We start from the raw sequence: 16,957 nt of genomic DNA on the forward strand, positions 1-16,957 counted from the left end.
AAGAAACAGGAGGCGCACGTGGCAGCCAAGCTGACCGCAGCCATCATCGGGTCGGGCAACATCGGCACCGACCTGATGTACAAGCTGCAACGCTCCGAGGTCATCGAACCTCGCTGGATGGTCGGCATCGACGCCGACTCCGAGGGGATGAAGCGGGCCGCCGACCATGGGCTCATCACCATGAGTGGTGGTGCCGACGAATTGCTCGGGTCGTCGGACAAACCCGACCTGATCTTCGAGGCGACCTCGGCGTACGTGCACCGCGAGTATGCGCCCAAGTACGAGGCGGCAGGTATCACCGCGGTCGATCTCACCCCGGCGGCGGTCGGCCCCGCCGTGGTCCCGCCGGCCAACCTGCGCGAGCACCTCGACGCACCCAACACCAATATGATCACCTGCGGCGGTCAGGCCACCATCCCGATGGTGCATGCGGTGTCCTCGGTCGTGCCGGTGCCGTATGCGGAGATCGTCGCGTCGGTCGCATCGGTCTCGGCCGGGCCGGGTACCCGCGCCAACATCGACGAGTTCACCAAGACCACGTCGAAGGGTATCGAGACCATCGGCGGCGCCGTGCGCGGCAAGGCGATCATCATACTGAATCCGGCCGATCCGCCGATGATCATGCGCGACACCATCTTTTGTGCGATTCCTGAGGACGCCGACACCGACGCGATTGCCGAGTCGATCCACAAGCGTGGGAAAGAGATCCAGTCGTACGTGCCGGGCTATCGGCTGTTGCAGGATCCGCAGTTCGATCCGCCTTCGGCCATCAACGGCGGACATGCCCGGGTGTCGATCTTCGTCGAGGTCGAAGGCGCCGGCGATTTCCTGCCGCCGTACTCGGGAAACCTCGACATCATGACCGCCGCCGCCACCAAGGTCGGCGAGGAAATCGCGAAGACCAAGTTGGGAGCCTCGGCATGAGCACTGCCACCACAGATCTGATGGCCAACGCCCGCAAGTACTCCGACACCCTCGACATCCGCATCACCGATACGTCGTTGCGTGACGGCAGCCACCACAAGCGTCATCAGTTCACCGAGCAGGAGGTGCGTGACATTGTCGCCGCGCTCGACGCGTCGGGTGTGCCGGTGATCGAGGTGACCCACGGGGACGGACTCGGTGGGTCGTCGTTCAACTACGGCTTCTCCAAAACCCCGGAGCAGCAACTGATCAAAGCCGCCGCAGAGACCGCGAAGCAGGCCAAGATCGCGTTCCTGATGCTGCCCGGACTCGGCACCAAGGACGATATCCGGGCTGCGCAGGACAATGGTGGGCAGATCTGCCGCATCGCCACCCACTGCACTGAGGCCGACGTGTCGATCCAGCACTTCGGGCTCGCCCGCGATCTCGGGTTGGAGACCGTCGGATTCCTGATGATGAGCCACTCGCAGCCACCGGAGAAGCTGGCCGAACAGGCACGCATCATGGCCGACGCCGGCTGTCAGTGTGTATATGTAGTGGATTCGGCGGGCGCACTGGTGCTAGAGGATGTCAGCTACCGCGTGCAGGCGTTACGCGCCGAACTCGGCGACGACGCGCAGATCGGCTTCCACGGCCACGAGAACCTCGACATCGCGGTCGCCAACTCCATCAACGCGATTCGCTCCGGCGCGCAGCAGATCGACGGTTCGATCCGCCGGTTCGGTGCCGGCGCCGGCAATACACCGACCGAGGCCTTCGTCGGCGTGTGCGACAAACTCGGTATCACGACCGGTGTCGACTTCATGAAGATCGCTGACGCCGCCCAGGACGTCGTGCGCCCGGCCATGCCATCCGAATGCCTGGTGGATCGATCATCGATGATGATGGGATACGCTGGCTGCTACTCCAGCTTTCTCAAACACGCCGAGGGCCACGCCGAACGCTACAACGTCTCTGCCGCCGAGATCCTCATCGAGGCCGGCAATCGCAAACTCGTTGGTGGGCAAGAGGACCAGCTGATCGACATCGCGCTGGAGCTCAAGAAGAAGCAGGACGCGAACGCGGGGGTCTGACGCTTCGGCGGCCTTGCGCGGGCCGTCTTGGTCGCGCGGGTCGGTTCGGTCCGCGCGGGCCGTCGACGGCTTGCGTTCTCCGAGCCGACCCGCGCCATCCGAGCCGACCCGCGTTTCCGGCCGACCCGCGCCCTTCGAGCCGACGATCGCCCGTCGTCGGGCCGCGATGGCCAGTCGGGCGAGCCATTCCCGAATCATGCCCACCACTCGGCCGTTCTCGAGGTCGTCCCACATCCAGCGGACCACGAAGATGTTGCGTCGTCGCAGCGCGTTCTCGCGGTCTTTCTCACGGATGACCGCTTCGGTGGCAGTCTCGCCGGGACGTAAATGCTTCTGGTACTTGACCTTGCCATCGAACTCGCCGGCCAGCAGGCCCGCCCAGTCGTAGTCGGTGCGTGCGATGAGAGTGCCGTCCTCGGCGACGACCTCGTGCTGAAGCCGCGGAATCGGGAGCCCGGCCTCGATCATCTGGACGCGTCCCCACGATTCGCCCGGGTTTTCCGGCAATCCGTCGGCATGGTGCAGAGCACGTCGTGCGTGCTGTGCTCCACGGCGCTTTCCGCGGAGCATCCCAGCCATCACCTCACCATCGGCTCCGTTGCGTATCGCGGAGTCGAAAATGGCGAGCGCACCGGCGAAACCCATGGAACTCGTGCACGCCACGTCGACCGCGGTGCGGTCGATCGACGTCACACGGATGCCGTCGACCTCGACGATGTGGTCGTCGTTGAGTGTGCCGACGTGTCGATGCTGGGTGGCGGTGCGGTAGCCGCCGTCCGGGTTGCCGGTGGTCATGTGCACGCGTCGTAGGTTGGGTTTCAGCATCTCCAAACCGTGGACGGTGGCCGCCGACTGATGGCTCAATACGGGCGTGACCTCGCTCGTGACGGCCGCCGCGATGGCCTTGAGTCTGTGCCACTCGCTCGGTGTACGCGTGGCTGCGGGCACACAGACGCCCCGTGCTATCGACACCGTCTCCTTCTGTCGCAGTGAGTGTCGGTAGTCGTCGTCGGAGAACTGGGCGGCGAGGACGGCGGCGCGGTGAATCAGGCCGTGGCGATCGGTGGGGAAGGGTGCCATAGAAGTTGGACGCAGCACAGCACGGATCGGTGCCATCGTATTCACAACGCGGGTGGACCTTGATGGCGCAGGTCGGCGCGGTCCGCGCAGGCCGTCGACGACTCGCGCCCTCGGAGCTGACCCGCGCAAAGCCTGCGCCGATCGATAGCCCGACGGCTACCCCTCCCAGCCGGCGGGCGGATGCCCCAGACAGAACACCGCCCCGAACGGGTCGGTCACTGCTGCAAGAGTGCCGTAGGGGGTTTCCTCGCCGGCCATCATCACTCCGCCGCCGAGCGACTCGACCTGCTTCACGGTCGCGTCCACGTCGTCGACGGTGATGTAGACCTGCCAGAACGACGGTACCTCGGCCGGAAAGAGCTTGGACGCGTCCATGATCCCGGAGTATGAGCTCTCGCCGACGAACACCTGTCCGTAGAAGTCAGGGCCCACCGCGTCCGGGTCCCCGCCGGTGCCGACCTCTTCGATCCTCGCGCCGATGACGTCGGTGTAGAACTCGATGGATTTCTTGTAGTCCTTGCTCTGGCACTCGAACCAGTACGGTGTCCCGTGGGTGCCCCATTCCAGGAAGCCGGGATGGGTGTTGGGCTTCCACCAGCCGATCACCGCACCCGCGCTGTCGGTGGCGACCATCATGGTGCCCATGTCGCCGACATCTATCGGCGGCACCATCATCGAACCGCCCGCCTTTTCCACGGCCGCGACGGTGGCGGCCGGATCGGCGCTGTGCAAGTACACCGACCAGATGTCGGACGGACCGGACGGGTCCATCACAGGTCCACATCCGGCGACCCGTTTGCCGTTCTTGAGGAAGTTGCGATAGCCGGCGAAGTCGGGATTGGCCGCCTCCGCTTCCCACCCGAAGATCGCGCCGTAGAACTCGGCGGCCTTGTCGGGGTCACTGCTCATCAGATCGAACCAGATCGGTGCGCCGATCGGTGCCGAGTAGTCGCTCATCATGCATCCTTTCGAGGATTCGGGATAGAACACCACTGCTGACCTCAAGCGTGACCGAAAGTCATCGCAGGCACGCTGCGAACCGGCAGACCGATGAAAAACGGCCCGCCGATCGGTCGACACCGATGAGTGGAACCGACGTGAGGAGTACCGACATGCCCAACGACACCACCCACGCCCGGCAGATCTCGGTGGCCGCCGACGAGATGATCGCGATGACGGACCCGATCACCGATGCGATGCTGCGCCGCCCGAGTCCCTGCGCCGAGATGGACCTGGCCGCGTTGCTGGGCCACGTCGACGGGTTGTCGCAGGCGTTCGCCGCGGCCGCAAGAAAGGACTTCGGCCCGCTGACATCGACGCCGCCGGACCCGGCGCACAGCGAGCTGGCACCGGACTGGCCCGATGCGCTGCGTCGTCATGTGCGGGATCTCGCCGACGCATGGAACACTCCCGAGGCCTGGGACGGTATGACACAGGCCGGCGGTGTCGAGGCCCCGGCCGAGGTCATGGGCACCATTGCCCTGTCGGAGCTGGTGCTGCACGGCTGGGATGTGGCACGCGCGATCGGCATCGACTATGCGTTGCCCGAGGAAATCCTCCAGGTTGTGTTCGACTTCCACCATCCGCCGGGCCCGCAGAGCGAGCGGGACGGAATGTTCGGGCCCGTCGTCGCTGTCCCCGACGACGCCCGTCTCATCGACCGACTGGCCGGTCTGACCGGCCGCGATCCGTTCTGGCCGCATGGCACCCTGGAGGAATGAGCGACGGAGCCGACCGGGCACGAGCCACGATCCGTCGATTCACCTGGCCGATCGCTGCACTCGGTGGATTGCTGTTGATCGGCTTCAGTCTCGTCCCGTGGGGGATCTCCGACGAAGGAGTGCAGCCGTCGATCACCGGACTCGGCCGGGTTCGGGTGCCCGGCGCCACCGCCGAGGATGTCGCATTTCTCGAGGAGCACACCCTGCGTCCCGGGCTGTGGACGGTGACGTTCGGGGCCGTCATCACGGTCGTGTCCCTCCTTGCGTGGTGGCGCCCGCGACTGCGGTGGCCGGCGGTGGCGATCGTCGGGCTCGGTGCCGTCGCGACGTTGGCGGTGACGATCCCGGCACTGGCCGATCCCGGGGGTCATCTGTTCGACCAGCAGGTGCAGGATGCGATTCGGGTGGAGTCACCGTTGGTGGACGTGGGCTACGGCCTGCTCGGCATCCTGATCGTCGCGATAGCGCTCATCGGACTGGTCGCGGCGGCTGCCCTCACCCCAGCCGACGGATCGTCTTGATGTACGACCAGTGATTCAGCGGGGTGAACCCGATCGGTGCCCCGTTGGGCCCATAGGCGTTGAACACCTGACCGAAGCCGGCGTAGATGCCGACGTGGCTGGCGTCGCGATAGAAGATGATGATGTCGCCCGGGGCCAGCGCCGACAATGGGATCGCATGGCCGACCCGCGCCTGCTCCTGACTGGTTCGCGGTAGTCGGATGCCGGCGGTGGAGAACGCCCACTGCATCAGACCGGAACAATCCCATGACCACGGGCCCGTCCCACCCCATTTGTAGGGTCGCCCGACCTGGGTCATGGCAGCAGAGAGCGCCTGCATACCTGCCGGTGTCGGGATGGGGAGATAGATCTCGACGGAGCCGGAGGAGCCCGAGGACCCGGTGTCGGCGAGAGCCGGGATCCCTGCTCCGAAGCCGACGCCCAGCGCGACGGCTGCCGCGCACAGCGCACCGACGAGGCGGCGTCGGATGTTGTGCATGCCAACAGAGTGACGGACGATGCTGCGCTTGTCTCAAGTTTCGATTGAGATTGGTGAAGATGGTTGTGAACGCATGTGCTCGGTGCCGCCCCCAGCTGTGGTCTCGGGTCCGAAAAGCGCCCCATAAAAACGCCCGGGTGAACGAGTCCGTCGACATAATGTTCGCGGCGGCTCTGGCGGGGGCGCATCTGTGGGGCGCTTCCCGGAGGGCGGGGCGATCACGCCGGGCGCGGGAGATCGCAGAGCGCGGGGGAACGGCGGCGTGGGCTCACCAGTACCCGTCGGGATCGCTCTCCGGAGACTCGGGCGGGATGATGCCCTCGGCGACGCCGTGGTCGATACTGGCCGACAGTCGCGGGCACGTCGGCATCATCGCGCCCGGTAACAAGGCCTTGCCCCCATCGTCGGCTTGCTCGAGTTCGTTGCAGCGCTCGCGGGCGTCGGCGGTCCACTGCACGCTGGTGTGGAACGTGCTGGTCTTCTTGACCAGCACGCACGCATGACACGACCGGCACTCGATTTCGCGCATCCCGCCACGTAGATAGTGTGCGCGATCGCGTTCGGTGGCGGCGTGCACGGCAGCCAGGCGCTCGGGATCGTCGTCGAAGTCGGGGGCCTTGGCCCAGCCACGACCTCCCGACGCCACCTTGCGCGCGGCTGCCCGTGTCATCGCCTCACACCTGCGCCTTCTCTGTGGGCGCGGCCGCCGGCGCCCCGGACTCTTCGGCAGCCTCTTCCTCCTGGCGCCGCAGGTTCTCCTGGATCTCCACGCCCCAGCTCTCCAGGGCCTTCGACGTGTCGATCTCGTATTCGAAGCGCTGCGTCATCTCCTCGTCGACATCGGCCTTGTCGACGTAGAACTGCTCGTACCAGCGGCGCAGCTGATAGACAGGTCCGTCCTCCTCGACGAGGAGTGGATTGTCGATGCGCGTCTTGTTCTTCCAGATCTCGACGTCCTGCAAGAATCCGACTTCGACGCCGGCGGTGATCTTCGACGCCATCTTCGCGGCCTGTTCGGCGGTCAGGCCCTCGGGCACCTTGGCCATCACGCCGTACATCAGCACGAACGAATTCTCGTCGATGGGGTAGTGGCAGTTGGTCAGGATCGTCTCGATCGCGAAACCGCCGTAGTACTGCACCATCGGGTTGAGCATGTACGACGGGCCGTAATACGCGGCGATCGACTCCAGCCGGCTGTCACCGTAATTGGTGCCGAGTGTGACGTCCGGTCGCCCGTGCGAGTTCATGTACTGCGCGGCGACCTCGCCCTCGAACACGTTCTTGAAATAGTCGGGCAGGGCGAAGTGCACATAGTAGAAGTGCGCCATGTCGACGACATTGTCGATGATCTCGCGGCAGTTGGAACCCTCGATGACGATGCGATTCCACGTCCACGGAGTCCACTCGTCGGAGCCGACCTCGTCGAGCTCGGGGATGATGCACTCCTCTGGCGGCGGATTGCCCTCGGGATCGTTGTAGACGAACACCTGACCGTTGCGGGTCATAGTCGGCCACGCTCGGGTCTTGGCCAGCTTCGGGTTGCGCTTGGCGTACGGCACGCCGGCGCAGCGGCCGTTGCCCTTCCACAACCAGCCGTGGAACGGGCATGCCACGTTGTCGTCCTTGACGCTGCCCTGCGAGAGGTCGCCGCCCATGTGTCGGCAGTAGGCGTCGAGGACGTTGATCTCGCCCTTCGAATCGGCCCACACGACCAGCTTGGTGCCGAAGATGTGCACGGAGTGCGGCTTGCCGTCGGTGAAGTCGTCGATGAGGCCGAGGCAGTGCCAGCCGCGCGCGAACCGGGTAGGGGGCGTGCCGGTGTCGATCTCGCGAACGGCGACGTCGTCGCCGTGGGCTGTGACGCCTGCGGTCGCCTCGGGGGTCGCTGACATCCGTTACTCCTGTTCTGGCGTGTGATTCGCTCGTTCCGCTCGAATCGGTACGAACCCAATACTAGAACATGTTACAAAAATGACGAGTCGATCGCTGCATGTGGTGATGATCGGACCAGGAAATGGGCCTAAAGTCCCAGTGCTCGACAGAAATGAGAACGTGTTCTAATCTCATCAACAGATGGGAACCAGGGGCGGCCGCCGAGGTCGTCGAGCAACGAGTAGGAGCGGGCGAGATGCCAGCACATCAACGTAGCGAAGCGGCCGAACAGGTCCTGGAGAAGATCAATGCTCTCCTCCCCGAGATCGAGCAGCGCGCGCAGCAGACCGAGGATTTGCGGCGTATCCCGGACGAGACGGTGTCGAGCCTCGAGGGTGCCGGCTTCTTCAAGCTGATGCAGCCCGAGCAGTGGGGTGGCCATCAGGTCGACCCGGTGACTTTCTACGAGGCGGTGCGTCGGATCGCGTCCGCATGCGGTTCCACCGGCTGGGTCTCCGGCATCATCGGCATCCACAACTGGCATCTGGCCCTGTTCGACCAGCAGGCGCAGGAGGACGTGTGGGGCGCCGACACCAACGTCCGCATCTCGTCGTCGTACGCGCCGATGGGGATGGGCGAAGTGGTCGACGGTGGCTACAAGGTCAACGGCTCGTGGGCGTGGTCGTCGGGCTGCGAGACCGCCGATTGGGTGTTCGTGGGTGGCCCGGTCATCAAGAACGGCAAGCCGGTCGATTTCGTCAGCTTCCTGATCCCGCGCAGCGATTACACGATCAAGGACGTGTGGAACGTGGTGGGCCTGCGGGGCACCGGATCGAACACCATCGAGGTCAAGGATGTGTTCGTGCCGCGTCACCGGATGCTGAGCATGCGGACCATGAGCATGGGGCAGAGCCCCGGACTCGAGCAGAACACCGCACCGGTCTACAAGATGCCCTGGGGCACCATTCATCCGAGCACCATTGCCACTCCCATCGTCGGCATGGCCTACGGTGCCTACCACGCCCACGTCGAACATCAGGGCAAGCGGGTGCGTGCCGCCTACGCCGGTGAGAAGGCCAAGGAGGATCCGTTCGCCAAGGTGCGGATCGCCGAGGCGGCCAGCGACATCGACGCCGCATGGCGGCAATTGTCGGGCAACCTGCAGGCAGAGTACGACCTGATCCTCGCCGGTGAAGAGATCCCGATGGAATTGCGGTTGGCTGCGCGCCGGGATCAGGTGCGGGCCTCGGGCCGGGCGATCTCGGCAATCGACCGCCTCTTCGAGAACTCCGGAGCGCACGCGTTGGAGAACGGCACCCCCATCCAGCGATTCTGGCGCGACGCGCACGCCGGCCGGGTACATGCCGCCAACGATCCGGAGCGGGCGTATGTGGCATTCGGCAACGGCGAGTTCGGGATTCCCGTCGGCGACACGATGGTGTGACTCCTCGTGAGGTGGAGGAACACGTCCCGCTGGTGCGTGACAATCTAGAGGAGTCAACAGATGAGTGACAGTCCGATCCGATCCCTGGGATACATGCGGATCGAGACGACCGACGTCGACGCCTGGCGCGAGTACGGCCTGAAAGTGCTCGGCATGGTGGAGGGCAAGGGGCTCACCGAGGGTGCGCTCTACCTACGGATGGACGACTTCCCGGCGCGGCTGGTGATCGTTCCGGGGGAACACGACCGCCTCGATGTGTCCGGCTGGGAGTGTGCGAACGCCGCAGCGCTTCAGGATGTTCGAGATCGCCTGTCGACGGCCGGGGTGGTGTTCCGCGAGGCGAAGGATTTCGAGCTCGCGGACCGTCGGGTGGTCGAGATGATCGTGTTCGACGATCCCGCCGGCAACACCCTGGAGGTGTTTCACGGTGTCGCACTGGAACATCGGCGAGTGGTGAGCCCGTATGGCCACAAATTCGTCACCGGCGAGCAGGGTTTGGGACATGTCGTGCTGACCTGCGACGACGACAAGGCCGCGCTGGCCTTCTACCACGACGTGCTCGGCTTCGCGCTGCGCGATTCGATGCGCCTGCCGCCGCAAGCCGTCGGACGCGAGGAGGGCGAGGAGGCGCCATGGCTACGATTCCTGGGCTGCAATCCGCGACACCATTCGCTGGCCTTCCTGCCGATCCCCAACAGCACCGGCATCGTGCACCTGATGGTGGAGGTGGAGAACTCCGACGACGTCGGCCTCTGCCTGGATCGCGCGCTGCGCAAGAAGGTGAAGATGTCGGCGACCCTGGGTCGCCACGTCAACGATCTGATGCTGTCCTTCTATATGAAGACGCCCGGTGGGTTCGACATCGAATTCGGCTGCGAGGGAAGAACAGTCGACGACAGCGAGTGGATCGCCCGGGAGAGCACCGCGGTCAGCCTCTGGGGTCACGACTTCACCGTCGGGTTCAAGTGAGATGACCAGCACCGACATGACCCGCACACCGTACGGTTCGGCCGACTTCGACAGTCGTCAGTTCCGCACCGCGATGGGTCAGTTCTGCACCGGTGTCACCGTTATCACCACGACCGACGCCGACGGCGGCCCGGTGGGCTTCGCCTGTCAGTCGTTCGCCGCGTTGTCGCTCGACCCGCCGCTGGTGCTGTTCTGCCCCAAGAAGTCGTCGCGCAGCTGGAAGGTCATCGAGGAGACCGGAAAGTTCTGCGTCAACGTGCTGTCCAACCGGCAGCAGGACGTGAGCGCGGCCTTCGGAGCTCCCGGCGACGACAAGTTTCGCCATGTCACTTGGGACCCGTCGCCGGCCGGTCTGCCGGTCATTCGGCACGCCCTGACCTGGGTCGAGTGCGACGTGGAGCGGGTGACCGACGGCGGCGACCATCACATCGTCATCGGTCGCGCGCTGACCCTCGGTGAAGTGTTGCAGGACAAGCCGTTGCTGTTCTATCGCGGCGGCTACCTGTCGACCGAACACCCGCGCGTGACACCGGCACAAGCCGAACTGGAGAACTTCCTCACCTGGACCGGAGGCGATACCTGGCTATGATCTCGATACGGCTCCTCACTCCGTTCGTCGCCTACTCGATCATCGGGTTGGGGTACGAGTGACCGATCAATCCGAAGTTGTGTCCCATTCGATTACCCCGCCGGTCGGCGTCACCGCGCCGCTCACCGACGCCATCGCCGAGGCCGAGCAAATGATAGCGTCGGCAGACTTCGTGAACAGCGAACAAGACCTCGCCGAAGGGTATGACTACCTCGCCGGCAGCATCGCAGCCATCGTGCAGCTCGTCCGGTCGCGACAGAAGAGCCACCCGAACTTCATCACGTCGACGGGCCCGACCACCAAGATGGGGCTCGACAACCCGGACACCCTCTACTATCACGCCGACCTGGAAGACGGTGGTACCTACGTCGTCCGCGGACATCGTGGCAGCACAGCGGATCTCAGCTTTCAGGTGCTCACCGGGGACTACACGCCGTCGTCGGTCCCCGGCGGTGACGACGCCTTCGACGACCGGCGCATCCCGATCGACGCCAATGGCGACTTCGAGATCACCTTCGGCCCGCCCATCGAGGGCGAGCGGCCGGACTACTTCGTACTCGCCGACGGCTCCTCGATGCTGTCGGTTCGAGAGGTGTACAGCGACTGGACGCAACGCAAGGGCGCCATCTGGATCGAACGACTCGACACCGCGGGCACGGCACCGACCGAACCCGACCTCGCGCGGGTGACGAGACGTTACGCCACCGCAGGCAAGATGCTCACATCGCGGATCAACACCTGGTTCAACTTCCCCAAGTGGTTTTACCTCGACGAACCGGTCAACACCTTCACCACGCCACGGCTCACGCCAGGCGGATTGGCGACCCAATATTCGTCGGTCGGGCACTTCCGACTCGCCGACAATGAGGCAATGGTCATCACCGTTCCGAAATCGTCGGCCCCGTATCAAGGTTTCCAGCTGGGCAGCATGTGGTACATCTCGCTGGACTACGTCAACCACCAGACCAGCCTCAACTCGGCGCAGGCACAGGTGGACCCCGACGGCATGATCCGGATGGTGGTGTCGCGCCGTAACCCCGGCATCGCGAACTGGATCGAGACCACCGGACGCACCACCGGCATCATGCAGTTCCGGTGGCAGCGGACCGATCACCCGATCACGACCGACGACGGCCCGAGCGCTCAGGTGATCGACATCGGCGATGTGGCGCAGCATCTGCCTTACCTGTCCCGCAACACTGTCGACGCGGCCGGCTGGGCCGAGCGTATTGCGGCGCGTCAGCGTGCGTTCGCGGAGAGGATGCTGCTGTGAGCGGTACCGGATTGCTCGCCGACAAGGTCGTCGTCGTGTCCGGGGTCGGACCTGGTCTGGGTCGGTCGATCTGCCTGCGCGCTGCGGCGGCGGGCGCACATGTCGTCCTCGCCGCACGCACCGAGTCCCGGCTCAAAGAGGTTGCCGCCGAGATCGATGCGCTCGGCAGCGGCGGGCGATCCTTCGTGGTGCCGACCGACATCTCCGACGACGACGCGGTCGACGCCCTGGTGTCATCGACGAACGACGAGTTCGGCCGCGCGGACGTGCTGGTGAACAACGCCTTCGCGCTACCGTCGATGAAGCCGCTCGCGCGCACCGACTTCGATCAGATCAGCGCCAGTCTCGAACTGACTGTGCTCGGCACGCTGCGAGTCATCAAGGCTTTCACCGACCCGTTGGCGACGTCGTGCGGGTCGATCGTCAACATCAACTCGATGGTGATCCGCCATTCCGAACCCCGATACGGTAGCTACAAGTTGGCGAAGTCGGCGCTGCTGGCGATGTCGCAGACGCTGGCGACCGAGCTGGGCGACAAGGGCATCCGCATCAACACCGTGGCGCCGGGATACATCTGGGACGACCAGCTGAAATGGTACTTCGGCGAGATCGCGAAGAAGTACGAGATCACGCCCGAGCAGGTTTACGAGCAGACCGCAAGCAAGTCGGACCTGAAACGGCTGCCCGAGCCCGACGAGATCGCCGAAGCCGTCGTATTCCTCGCCTCACCGATGGCCAGCGCCATCACCGGACACACCCTCGACGTGAACTGCGGGGAATACCATGACTAGTGTCGCACCCCGGCGCGACGTCGGGACCGTCGACGATCTGCACGAGGCGGCTACCCGCGCAACAGGGCTCGACGACTTCGGCGACCAGGACTACCTCCCGGCCCTGGAAGTCTTGCTGGAATCGTATGCACGCGACGCCGACCTCACCGAGATCGGCAGCAAGATGTTCCGCTTCTTTCTCAAAGGCGCACTCATCGCGCGCCTGCTGTCGGAGTCGTCGTGGAAGAACAATCCTGGCTATGCCGATGTGGCCGTCACCCGACCGATCTTCGTCACCGGGCTGCCGCGCACCGGAACGACCGCGCTGCACCGCCTGCTGACCGCAGACCCCGCACACCAGGGTTTGGAGATGTGGCTGGCGGAGTTCCCGCAGCCGCGTCCGCCCCGCGACAGCTGGGCGTCGAACCCGGTGTACCAGCAGATCGACGCCGGACTCGAACAGCATCACGTCGACAACCCCGAGTTCATGGGGTTGCACTACATGACCGCGGCCGAGGTGGAGGAATGCTGGCAGCTGTTGCGCCAGAACGTCATGTCGATCTCGTATGAGTCGTTGGCGTACCTGCCGACCTATTCGCGGTGGCTGGCCGAGCAGGATTGGACCCCGGCCTATACGCGACACCGTCGCAATCTGCAGATGATAGGACTCAACGACCCGGACAAACGCTGGGTGCTCAAGAATCCCAGTCACATGTTCGCCCTCGATGCGCTGATGGCGGCCTACCCCGATGCGTTGGTCATCCAGACCCATCGCCCACCCGAGACCATCATCGCGTCGATGTGCAGTCTCGCGGAGAACGCGACACCGGGATGGTCGAACACTTTTGTCGGCGACACAATCGGTCGCACGCAGTTGGAGTTGTGGTCGCGTGGGCTCCGTGAGTTCGAGGCCGCGCGACGCAAGTACGATCCGGCGCAGTTCGTCGACGTCGACTTCGCCGATCTTCGTGCCGATCCCTTCGGCACCGTCGAGCGGGTCTATGCAGCGCTCGGCGCCGACTTCACCGACGACGCCCGAGCGGCGATGGTCGCCCTCGACGACGAGAGTCGGTCGGGGGATCGCAAACCGCAGCACCGGTACAGCCTTGCCGACTACGGGCTCACCGACGACGCGGTCGCGGCGGCGTTCGCGCCCTGACCGGAATTTTCGGAGGCGGACCCGCAGGACTCACCGTATGGTTGCGCCCATGGCCGAATATCAGTCCCGGCGCACCGAGGAGGGGTTCCCGCGGCTGATCGCCTTCTCCGACGCGGTGGTGGCGATCGCGTTGACACTGCTGGTGCTTCCGCTCGCCGACATCCCCGACGAGATCGTAGACGAGACCTCGGTCGGCACGGTTCTGTCCGACCACCTATCCGACATTGTCAGTTTCGCCGTCAGCTTCATCGTGATCTGGGTGCTCTGGCGCAACCACCACCGGATGATGGAGAACTTCCGGGCCTACGACAAGGTGCTGTTCGAGCTTCACTTCGTGTGGCTGCTGACCATCGTGATCTTGCCATTCGTGACTGCGATGATGGACAACCGTCATGTCGATCGCGCCAACGCCGCCTACATCGGCGTGCTGGCGGTCTCCATCATGTCGCTGGTGGCGATGACGGCGTGGGGTCGGCGACATCGGGAACTGCTGATCGCCGGGGAGGACACCGAGGATTGGCTGGCCCACCGGTCCGGGGTGGGTACGTTGCTGTTGCTGATGGTCGCGTTGATCATCGCCATCGTCGTGCCGGACGCTGATGTGTGGCCGCTACTGCTCCTGTTGCTGTCCGGGCCGCTGGAGAACCTGTTACGCCGCTTTCGGTGACTCGCACCCTCACTGGTGCCCTGCACCGAGTGTCGATGCCCGGGCGACCAGTTGGGGCTGGAACACGGGATTCGACGGGGTGTGGCGATGTGGTGAATCCGAGGCCGCCGCGAGGAGCAACTCCACGGCCGTGGCGCCGATCCGTGCGGTTGGCTGTCGGATCGACGACAGCGGCACGACCGCCGAACGGGCGAAGTCGATGTCGTCGTACCCGATCAGCGAGATGTCCTCGGGTACCCGCACCGAGCCGCCCATCATCGTGAACGACTGCAGCACACCCATGGCGACGAGGTCGTTCGCGCAGAACACCGCGTCGGGTCGTTCGGCCGGGCGCCGGCGCTGCAGTTCGTCGCCGACGCCGCGTCCCGCGAGCACGCTCAGGGTCGGTGTCTCGATGACCTCCAAGCTCGCCCCGGGCACCGCCGCGATCGCGGCCTCGGCCCCGCGGCGGCGGTCGGCCACCTGCCGCAGGGTCAACGGGCCGCCCACATAGGCAATCCGGCGACGGCCGAGCCCGCACAGATGGTCCACCGCCATCCGCCCACCTGCTATGTCGTCGACGGCGACCGAGTCGAATGGGGAACCGGTCGCGTCACGGTCGACCAACACCACCGGCGTTCCACGGCGACGTAACGCGTCGAGTCGTCCGAGATCGTCCCCCACCGGCGAGACCATCAGGCCGAACACCCGCTGCTCATCGAAGGTGTCGACGTAGGCGGACTCGCGGGACGCATCCTCATCCGAGGTACCCAGCAGCACCGTCAGGTCGTGGTCACCGGCCTCGCGTTCGGCCGCGCGCGCGATGTCGGTGAAGAACGGGTTGCCGACGTCGAGCACCACCAGCCCCACACATCGCGACCGTCCGGCGCGGAGTTGGCGGGCGGCGTCGTTGCGCACGAAACCGAGACTGTCGATTGCTGCCTGGACCCGCGCAACCGTCGACGGGGACACCTTGTCGGGGGAATTGAGCACGTTGGAGACCGTGCCGACCGACACCGACGCCGCGGTGGCGACGTCGCGCATGCTCACACCCATGAGTTCATCTCACCAGATCGCCGGATGTCCAGCGCGTAGGCACAGTCGTGGAGTCCCGTCAACGGGTCGGGCGACCGGCAGATCCGCGAGTGAGACTCTTGCGTGAGCCGCATTGCACGCGCGGGCCGGTGACTCACTCGCCAGACTCAGCTCCGGACGCGGGGCACCAACCGCTGAAGTTGGGTGACATGGGCGGGTGTCAGCTCATCGAGTGATGCGACTCCGAGCAGCCGCACGGTGCGGGTGATCTGGTCGGTGAGGATCTCGATCATCCGGTCCACGCCGGCTTCGCCGCCGGCCATCAGGCCGTAGAGGTAGGCGCGGCCGACGAGGGTGAAGCGGGCGCCCAGGGCGATCGAGGCGACGATGTCGGCGCCGGAGGTGATGCCGGTGTCGAGGATGATCTCGGTGTCGTCGCCGACCTCGCGGGCCACCTCGGGCAACAGGTGGAACGGGATGGGTGCGCGGTCGAGTTGGCGTCCACCGTGGTTGGACAACACGATGCCGTCGACGCCGAGGTCGGTGACGGCTTTGGCGTCGTCGATGGTCTGGATGCCCTTGACGACCAGTTTGCCTGGCCACTGGCGTGTGATCCAGGCCAGATCGTCGAAGGTGACGGTGGGGTCGAACATGGTGTCGAGCAGTTCGGCGACGGTGCCCGACCAGCGGTCCAGCGAGGCGAAGGCGAGGGGTTCGGTGGTGAGGAAGTCGATCCACCACTGTGGCCGGGGCAGGGCGTTGAGTACGGTTTTCGCGGTCAATGCCGGTGGGATGGACATGCCGTTGCGTTTGTCGCGCAGGCGGGCACCGGCGACCGGTACGTCGACGGTGACCAGCAGGGTGTCGTAGCCGGCGTTGGCGGCGCGTTCGACCAGTGCCATCGAGCGTTCGCGGTCTTTCCACATGTACAGCTGGAACCAGTTGCGGCCCGACGGGTTCGCGTTTCTGACGTCCTCGATGGAGGCGGTGCCCATCGTCGACAGTGAGAAGGGGATGCCGGCGTGGCCGGCGGCGCGGGCGCCGGCGTATTCGCCTTCGGTCTGCATCATGCGGGTGAAGCCGGTCGGTGCGATTCCGAAGGGTAGTTCCGAACGTCCGCCCAGGATGGTGCACGAGGTGTCGACCTTGGACACATCACGCAGGATCGCCGGGTGGAATTCGATGTCGGCGAACGCTTGGCGGGCCCGGGCGATGGACAGTTCGGCTTCGGCTGAGCCGTCGGTGTAGTCGAACGCGGCCTTCGGGGTGCGGCGTTTGGCGATCGTGCGCAGATCGTCGATGGTCAGCGCGGCGTCCAGACGCCGCTTCTTGGCGTCGAACTGCGGCTTTTTGAACTGCATCAACGGAGCGAGATCTGCCACCTTGGGAACTCGACGTTTCAT

17 protein-coding genes are annotated in these 16,957 nt (G+C 65.3%); 11 read left to right on the forward strand and 6 right to left on the reverse strand.

Features of this window, described 5'->3' with window-relative positions:
* Nucleotides 1–18: 18 nt before the first annotated feature.
* On the forward strand, nt 19–924 hold the full coding sequence (locus tag L1892_RS19215; protein WP_235725244.1) for an acetaldehyde dehydrogenase (acetylating): 906 nt from the start codon (nt 19–21) through the stop codon (nt 922–924).
* Nucleotides 921–1,997, forward strand: coding sequence for a 4-hydroxy-2-oxovalerate aldolase (dmpG, locus tag L1892_RS19220; RefSeq protein ID WP_235725245.1), 1,077 nt, complete (start codon nt 921–923; stop codon nt 1,995–1,997). The genes L1892_RS19215 and dmpG overlap by 4 nt, the downstream gene beginning before the upstream one ends.
* Before the next feature lie 1,236 nt (nt 1,998–3,233).
* Here dmpG and L1892_RS19230 read toward each other — a convergent pair.
* A complete protein-coding gene (locus L1892_RS19230) occupies nt 3,234–4,034 on the reverse strand; it encodes a VOC family protein (protein ID WP_235725246.1) in 801 nt (266 codons plus the stop codon).
* A 155-nt stretch (nt 4,035–4,189) separates the two neighbouring features.
* On the opposite strand from L1892_RS19230, the gene L1892_RS19235 reads away from it, so the two are divergent.
* A complete protein-coding gene (locus L1892_RS19235) occupies nt 4,190–4,798 on the forward strand; it encodes a TIGR03086 family metal-binding protein (RefSeq protein WP_235725247.1) in 609 nt (202 codons plus the stop codon).
* Entirely contained in the window at nt 4,795–5,319 is a 525-nt protein-coding gene (locus L1892_RS19240) for a hypothetical protein (protein ID WP_235725248.1), read from the forward strand. The genes L1892_RS19235 and L1892_RS19240 overlap by 4 nt, the downstream gene beginning before the upstream one ends.
* Here L1892_RS19240 and L1892_RS19245 read toward each other — a convergent pair.
* From L1892_RS19245 to L1892_RS19255, 3 genes are all read right to left on the reverse strand, one after another.
* Entirely contained in the window at nt 5,294–5,797 is a 504-nt protein-coding gene (locus L1892_RS19245; protein ID WP_235725249.1) for a C40 family peptidase, read from the reverse strand. The genes L1892_RS19240 and L1892_RS19245 overlap by 26 nt on opposite strands.
* A gap of 268 nt (nt 5,798–6,065) precedes the next feature.
* Nucleotides 6,066–6,467, reverse strand: a complete 402-nt coding sequence (locus L1892_RS19250; RefSeq protein WP_235725250.1) for a hypothetical protein — start codon at nt 6,465–6,467, stop codon at nt 6,066–6,068.
* Nucleotides 6,468–6,471: 4 nt separating this feature from the next.
* Nucleotides 6,472–7,689 carry a 3-ketosteroid-9-alpha-monooxygenase, oxygenase component gene (locus L1892_RS19255; RefSeq protein WP_235725251.1) on the reverse strand — a complete coding sequence of 406 codons (1,218 nt, stop codon included), beginning with the start codon at nt 7,687–7,689 and terminating at the stop codon, nt 6,472–6,474.
* Between the two features lie 236 nt (nt 7,690–7,925).
* Here L1892_RS19255 and hsaA point away from each other — a divergent pair, with 236 nt between their 5' ends.
* The 7 genes from hsaA to L1892_RS19290 all read left to right on the forward strand — a co-directional run bounded on the left by hsaA (nt 7,926) and on the right by L1892_RS19290 (nt 14,540).
* Entirely contained in the window at nt 7,926–9,113 is a 1,188-nt protein-coding gene (gene hsaA / locus L1892_RS19260; protein WP_235725252.1) for a 3-hydroxy-9,10-secoandrosta-1,3,5(10)-triene-9,17-dione monooxygenase oxygenase subunit, read from the forward strand.
* Nucleotides 9,114–9,173: 60 nt separating this feature from the next.
* Nucleotides 9,174–10,082, forward strand: a complete 909-nt coding sequence (gene hsaC / locus L1892_RS19265) for an iron-dependent extradiol dioxygenase HsaC (protein WP_235725253.1) — start codon at nt 9,174–9,176, stop codon at nt 10,080–10,082.
* A gap of 16 nt (nt 10,083–10,098) precedes the next feature.
* The gene (gene hsaB / locus L1892_RS19270) at nt 10,099–10,671 is read left to right on the forward strand and encodes a 3-hydroxy-9,10-secoandrosta-1,3,5(10)-triene-9,17-dione monooxygenase reductase subunit (RefSeq protein WP_235725290.1); all 573 of its coding nucleotides are present in this window, start codon (nt 10,099–10,101) and stop codon (nt 10,669–10,671) included.
* Nucleotides 10,672–10,822: 151 nt separating this feature from the next.
* Nucleotides 10,823–11,944 carry a hypothetical protein gene (locus L1892_RS19275; RefSeq protein ID WP_235725291.1) on the forward strand — a complete coding sequence of 374 codons (1,122 nt, stop codon included), beginning with the start codon at nt 10,823–10,825 and terminating at the stop codon, nt 11,942–11,944.
* The gene (locus tag L1892_RS19280; RefSeq protein ID WP_235725254.1) at nt 11,941–12,735 is read left to right on the forward strand and encodes an SDR family oxidoreductase; all 795 of its coding nucleotides are present in this window, start codon (nt 11,941–11,943) and stop codon (nt 12,733–12,735) included. The genes L1892_RS19275 and L1892_RS19280 overlap by 4 nt, the downstream gene beginning before the upstream one ends.
* On the forward strand, nt 12,728–13,873 hold the full coding sequence (locus L1892_RS19285; protein ID WP_235725255.1) for a sulfotransferase family protein: 1,146 nt from the start codon (nt 12,728–12,730) through the stop codon (nt 13,871–13,873). Before L1892_RS19280 ends, L1892_RS19285 begins: the two co-directional genes overlap by 8 nt.
* A 49-nt stretch (nt 13,874–13,922) precedes the next feature.
* The gene (locus tag L1892_RS19290; RefSeq protein ID WP_235725256.1) at nt 13,923–14,540 is read left to right on the forward strand and encodes a TMEM175 family protein; all 618 of its coding nucleotides are present in this window, start codon (nt 13,923–13,925) and stop codon (nt 14,538–14,540) included.
* Between the two features lie 9 nt (nt 14,541–14,549).
* Here the strand turns inward: L1892_RS19290 and L1892_RS19295 are convergent, their stop codons facing one another.
* The gene (locus L1892_RS19295; protein WP_235725257.1) at nt 14,550–15,575 is read right to left on the reverse strand and encodes a LacI family DNA-binding transcriptional regulator; all 1,026 of its coding nucleotides are present in this window, start codon (nt 15,573–15,575) and stop codon (nt 14,550–14,552) included.
* Between the two features lie 146 nt (nt 15,576–15,721).
* A complete protein-coding gene (locus L1892_RS19300; RefSeq protein ID WP_272492744.1) occupies nt 15,722–16,957 on the reverse strand; it encodes an alpha-hydroxy acid oxidase in 1,236 nt (411 codons plus the stop codon).

It is taken from the genome of Gordonia tangerina, assembly GCF_021556435.1.
Taxonomy (GTDB): Bacteria; Actinomycetota; Actinomycetes; order Mycobacteriales; family Mycobacteriaceae; genus Gordonia; species Gordonia tangerina.

Excerpts from the sequence above, each read along its gene's own strand:
- dmpG (WP_235725245.1), top strand. The coding sequence starts at position 921 with ATGAGCACTGCCACCACAGATCTGATGGCCAACGCCCGCAAGTACTCC.
- L1892_RS19230 (WP_235725246.1), bottom strand. The coding sequence starts at position 4,034 with ATGAGCGACTACTCGGCACCGATCGGCGCACCGATCTGGTTCGATCTG.
- L1892_RS19235 (WP_235725247.1), top strand. The coding sequence starts at position 4,190 with ATGCCCAACGACACCACCCACGCCCGGCAGATCTCGGTGGCCGCCGAC.
- L1892_RS19240 (WP_235725248.1), top strand. The coding sequence starts at position 4,795 with ATGAGCGACGGAGCCGACCGGGCACGAGCCACGATCCGTCGATTCACC.
- L1892_RS19245 (WP_235725249.1), bottom strand. The coding sequence starts at position 5,797 with ATGCACAACATCCGACGCCGCCTCGTCGGTGCGCTGTGCGCGGCAGCC.
- L1892_RS19250 (WP_235725250.1), bottom strand. The coding sequence starts at position 6,467 with ATGACACGGGCAGCCGCGCGCAAGGTGGCGTCGGGAGGTCGTGGCTGG.
- L1892_RS19255 (WP_235725251.1), bottom strand. The coding sequence starts at position 7,689 with ATGTCAGCGACCCCCGAGGCGACCGCAGGCGTCACAGCCCACGGCGAC.
- hsaA (WP_235725252.1), top strand. The coding sequence starts at position 7,926 with ATGCCAGCACATCAACGTAGCGAAGCGGCCGAACAGGTCCTGGAGAAG.
- hsaC (WP_235725253.1), top strand. The coding sequence starts at position 9,174 with ATGAGTGACAGTCCGATCCGATCCCTGGGATACATGCGGATCGAGACG.
- hsaB (WP_235725290.1), top strand. The coding sequence starts at position 10,099 with ATGACCCGCACACCGTACGGTTCGGCCGACTTCGACAGTCGTCAGTTC.
- L1892_RS19275 (WP_235725291.1), top strand. The coding sequence starts at position 10,823 with ATGATAGCGTCGGCAGACTTCGTGAACAGCGAACAAGACCTCGCCGAA.
- L1892_RS19285 (WP_235725255.1), top strand. The coding sequence starts at position 12,728 with ATGACTAGTGTCGCACCCCGGCGCGACGTCGGGACCGTCGACGATCTG.
- L1892_RS19290 (WP_235725256.1), top strand. The coding sequence starts at position 13,923 with ATGGCCGAATATCAGTCCCGGCGCACCGAGGAGGGGTTCCCGCGGCTG.
- L1892_RS19295 (WP_235725257.1), bottom strand. The coding sequence starts at position 15,575 with ATGGGTGTGAGCATGCGCGACGTCGCCACCGCGGCGTCGGTGTCGGTC.
- L1892_RS19300 (WP_272492744.1), bottom strand. The coding sequence starts at position 16,957 with ATGAAACGTCGAGTTCCCAAGGTGGCAGATCTCGCTCCGTTGATGCAG.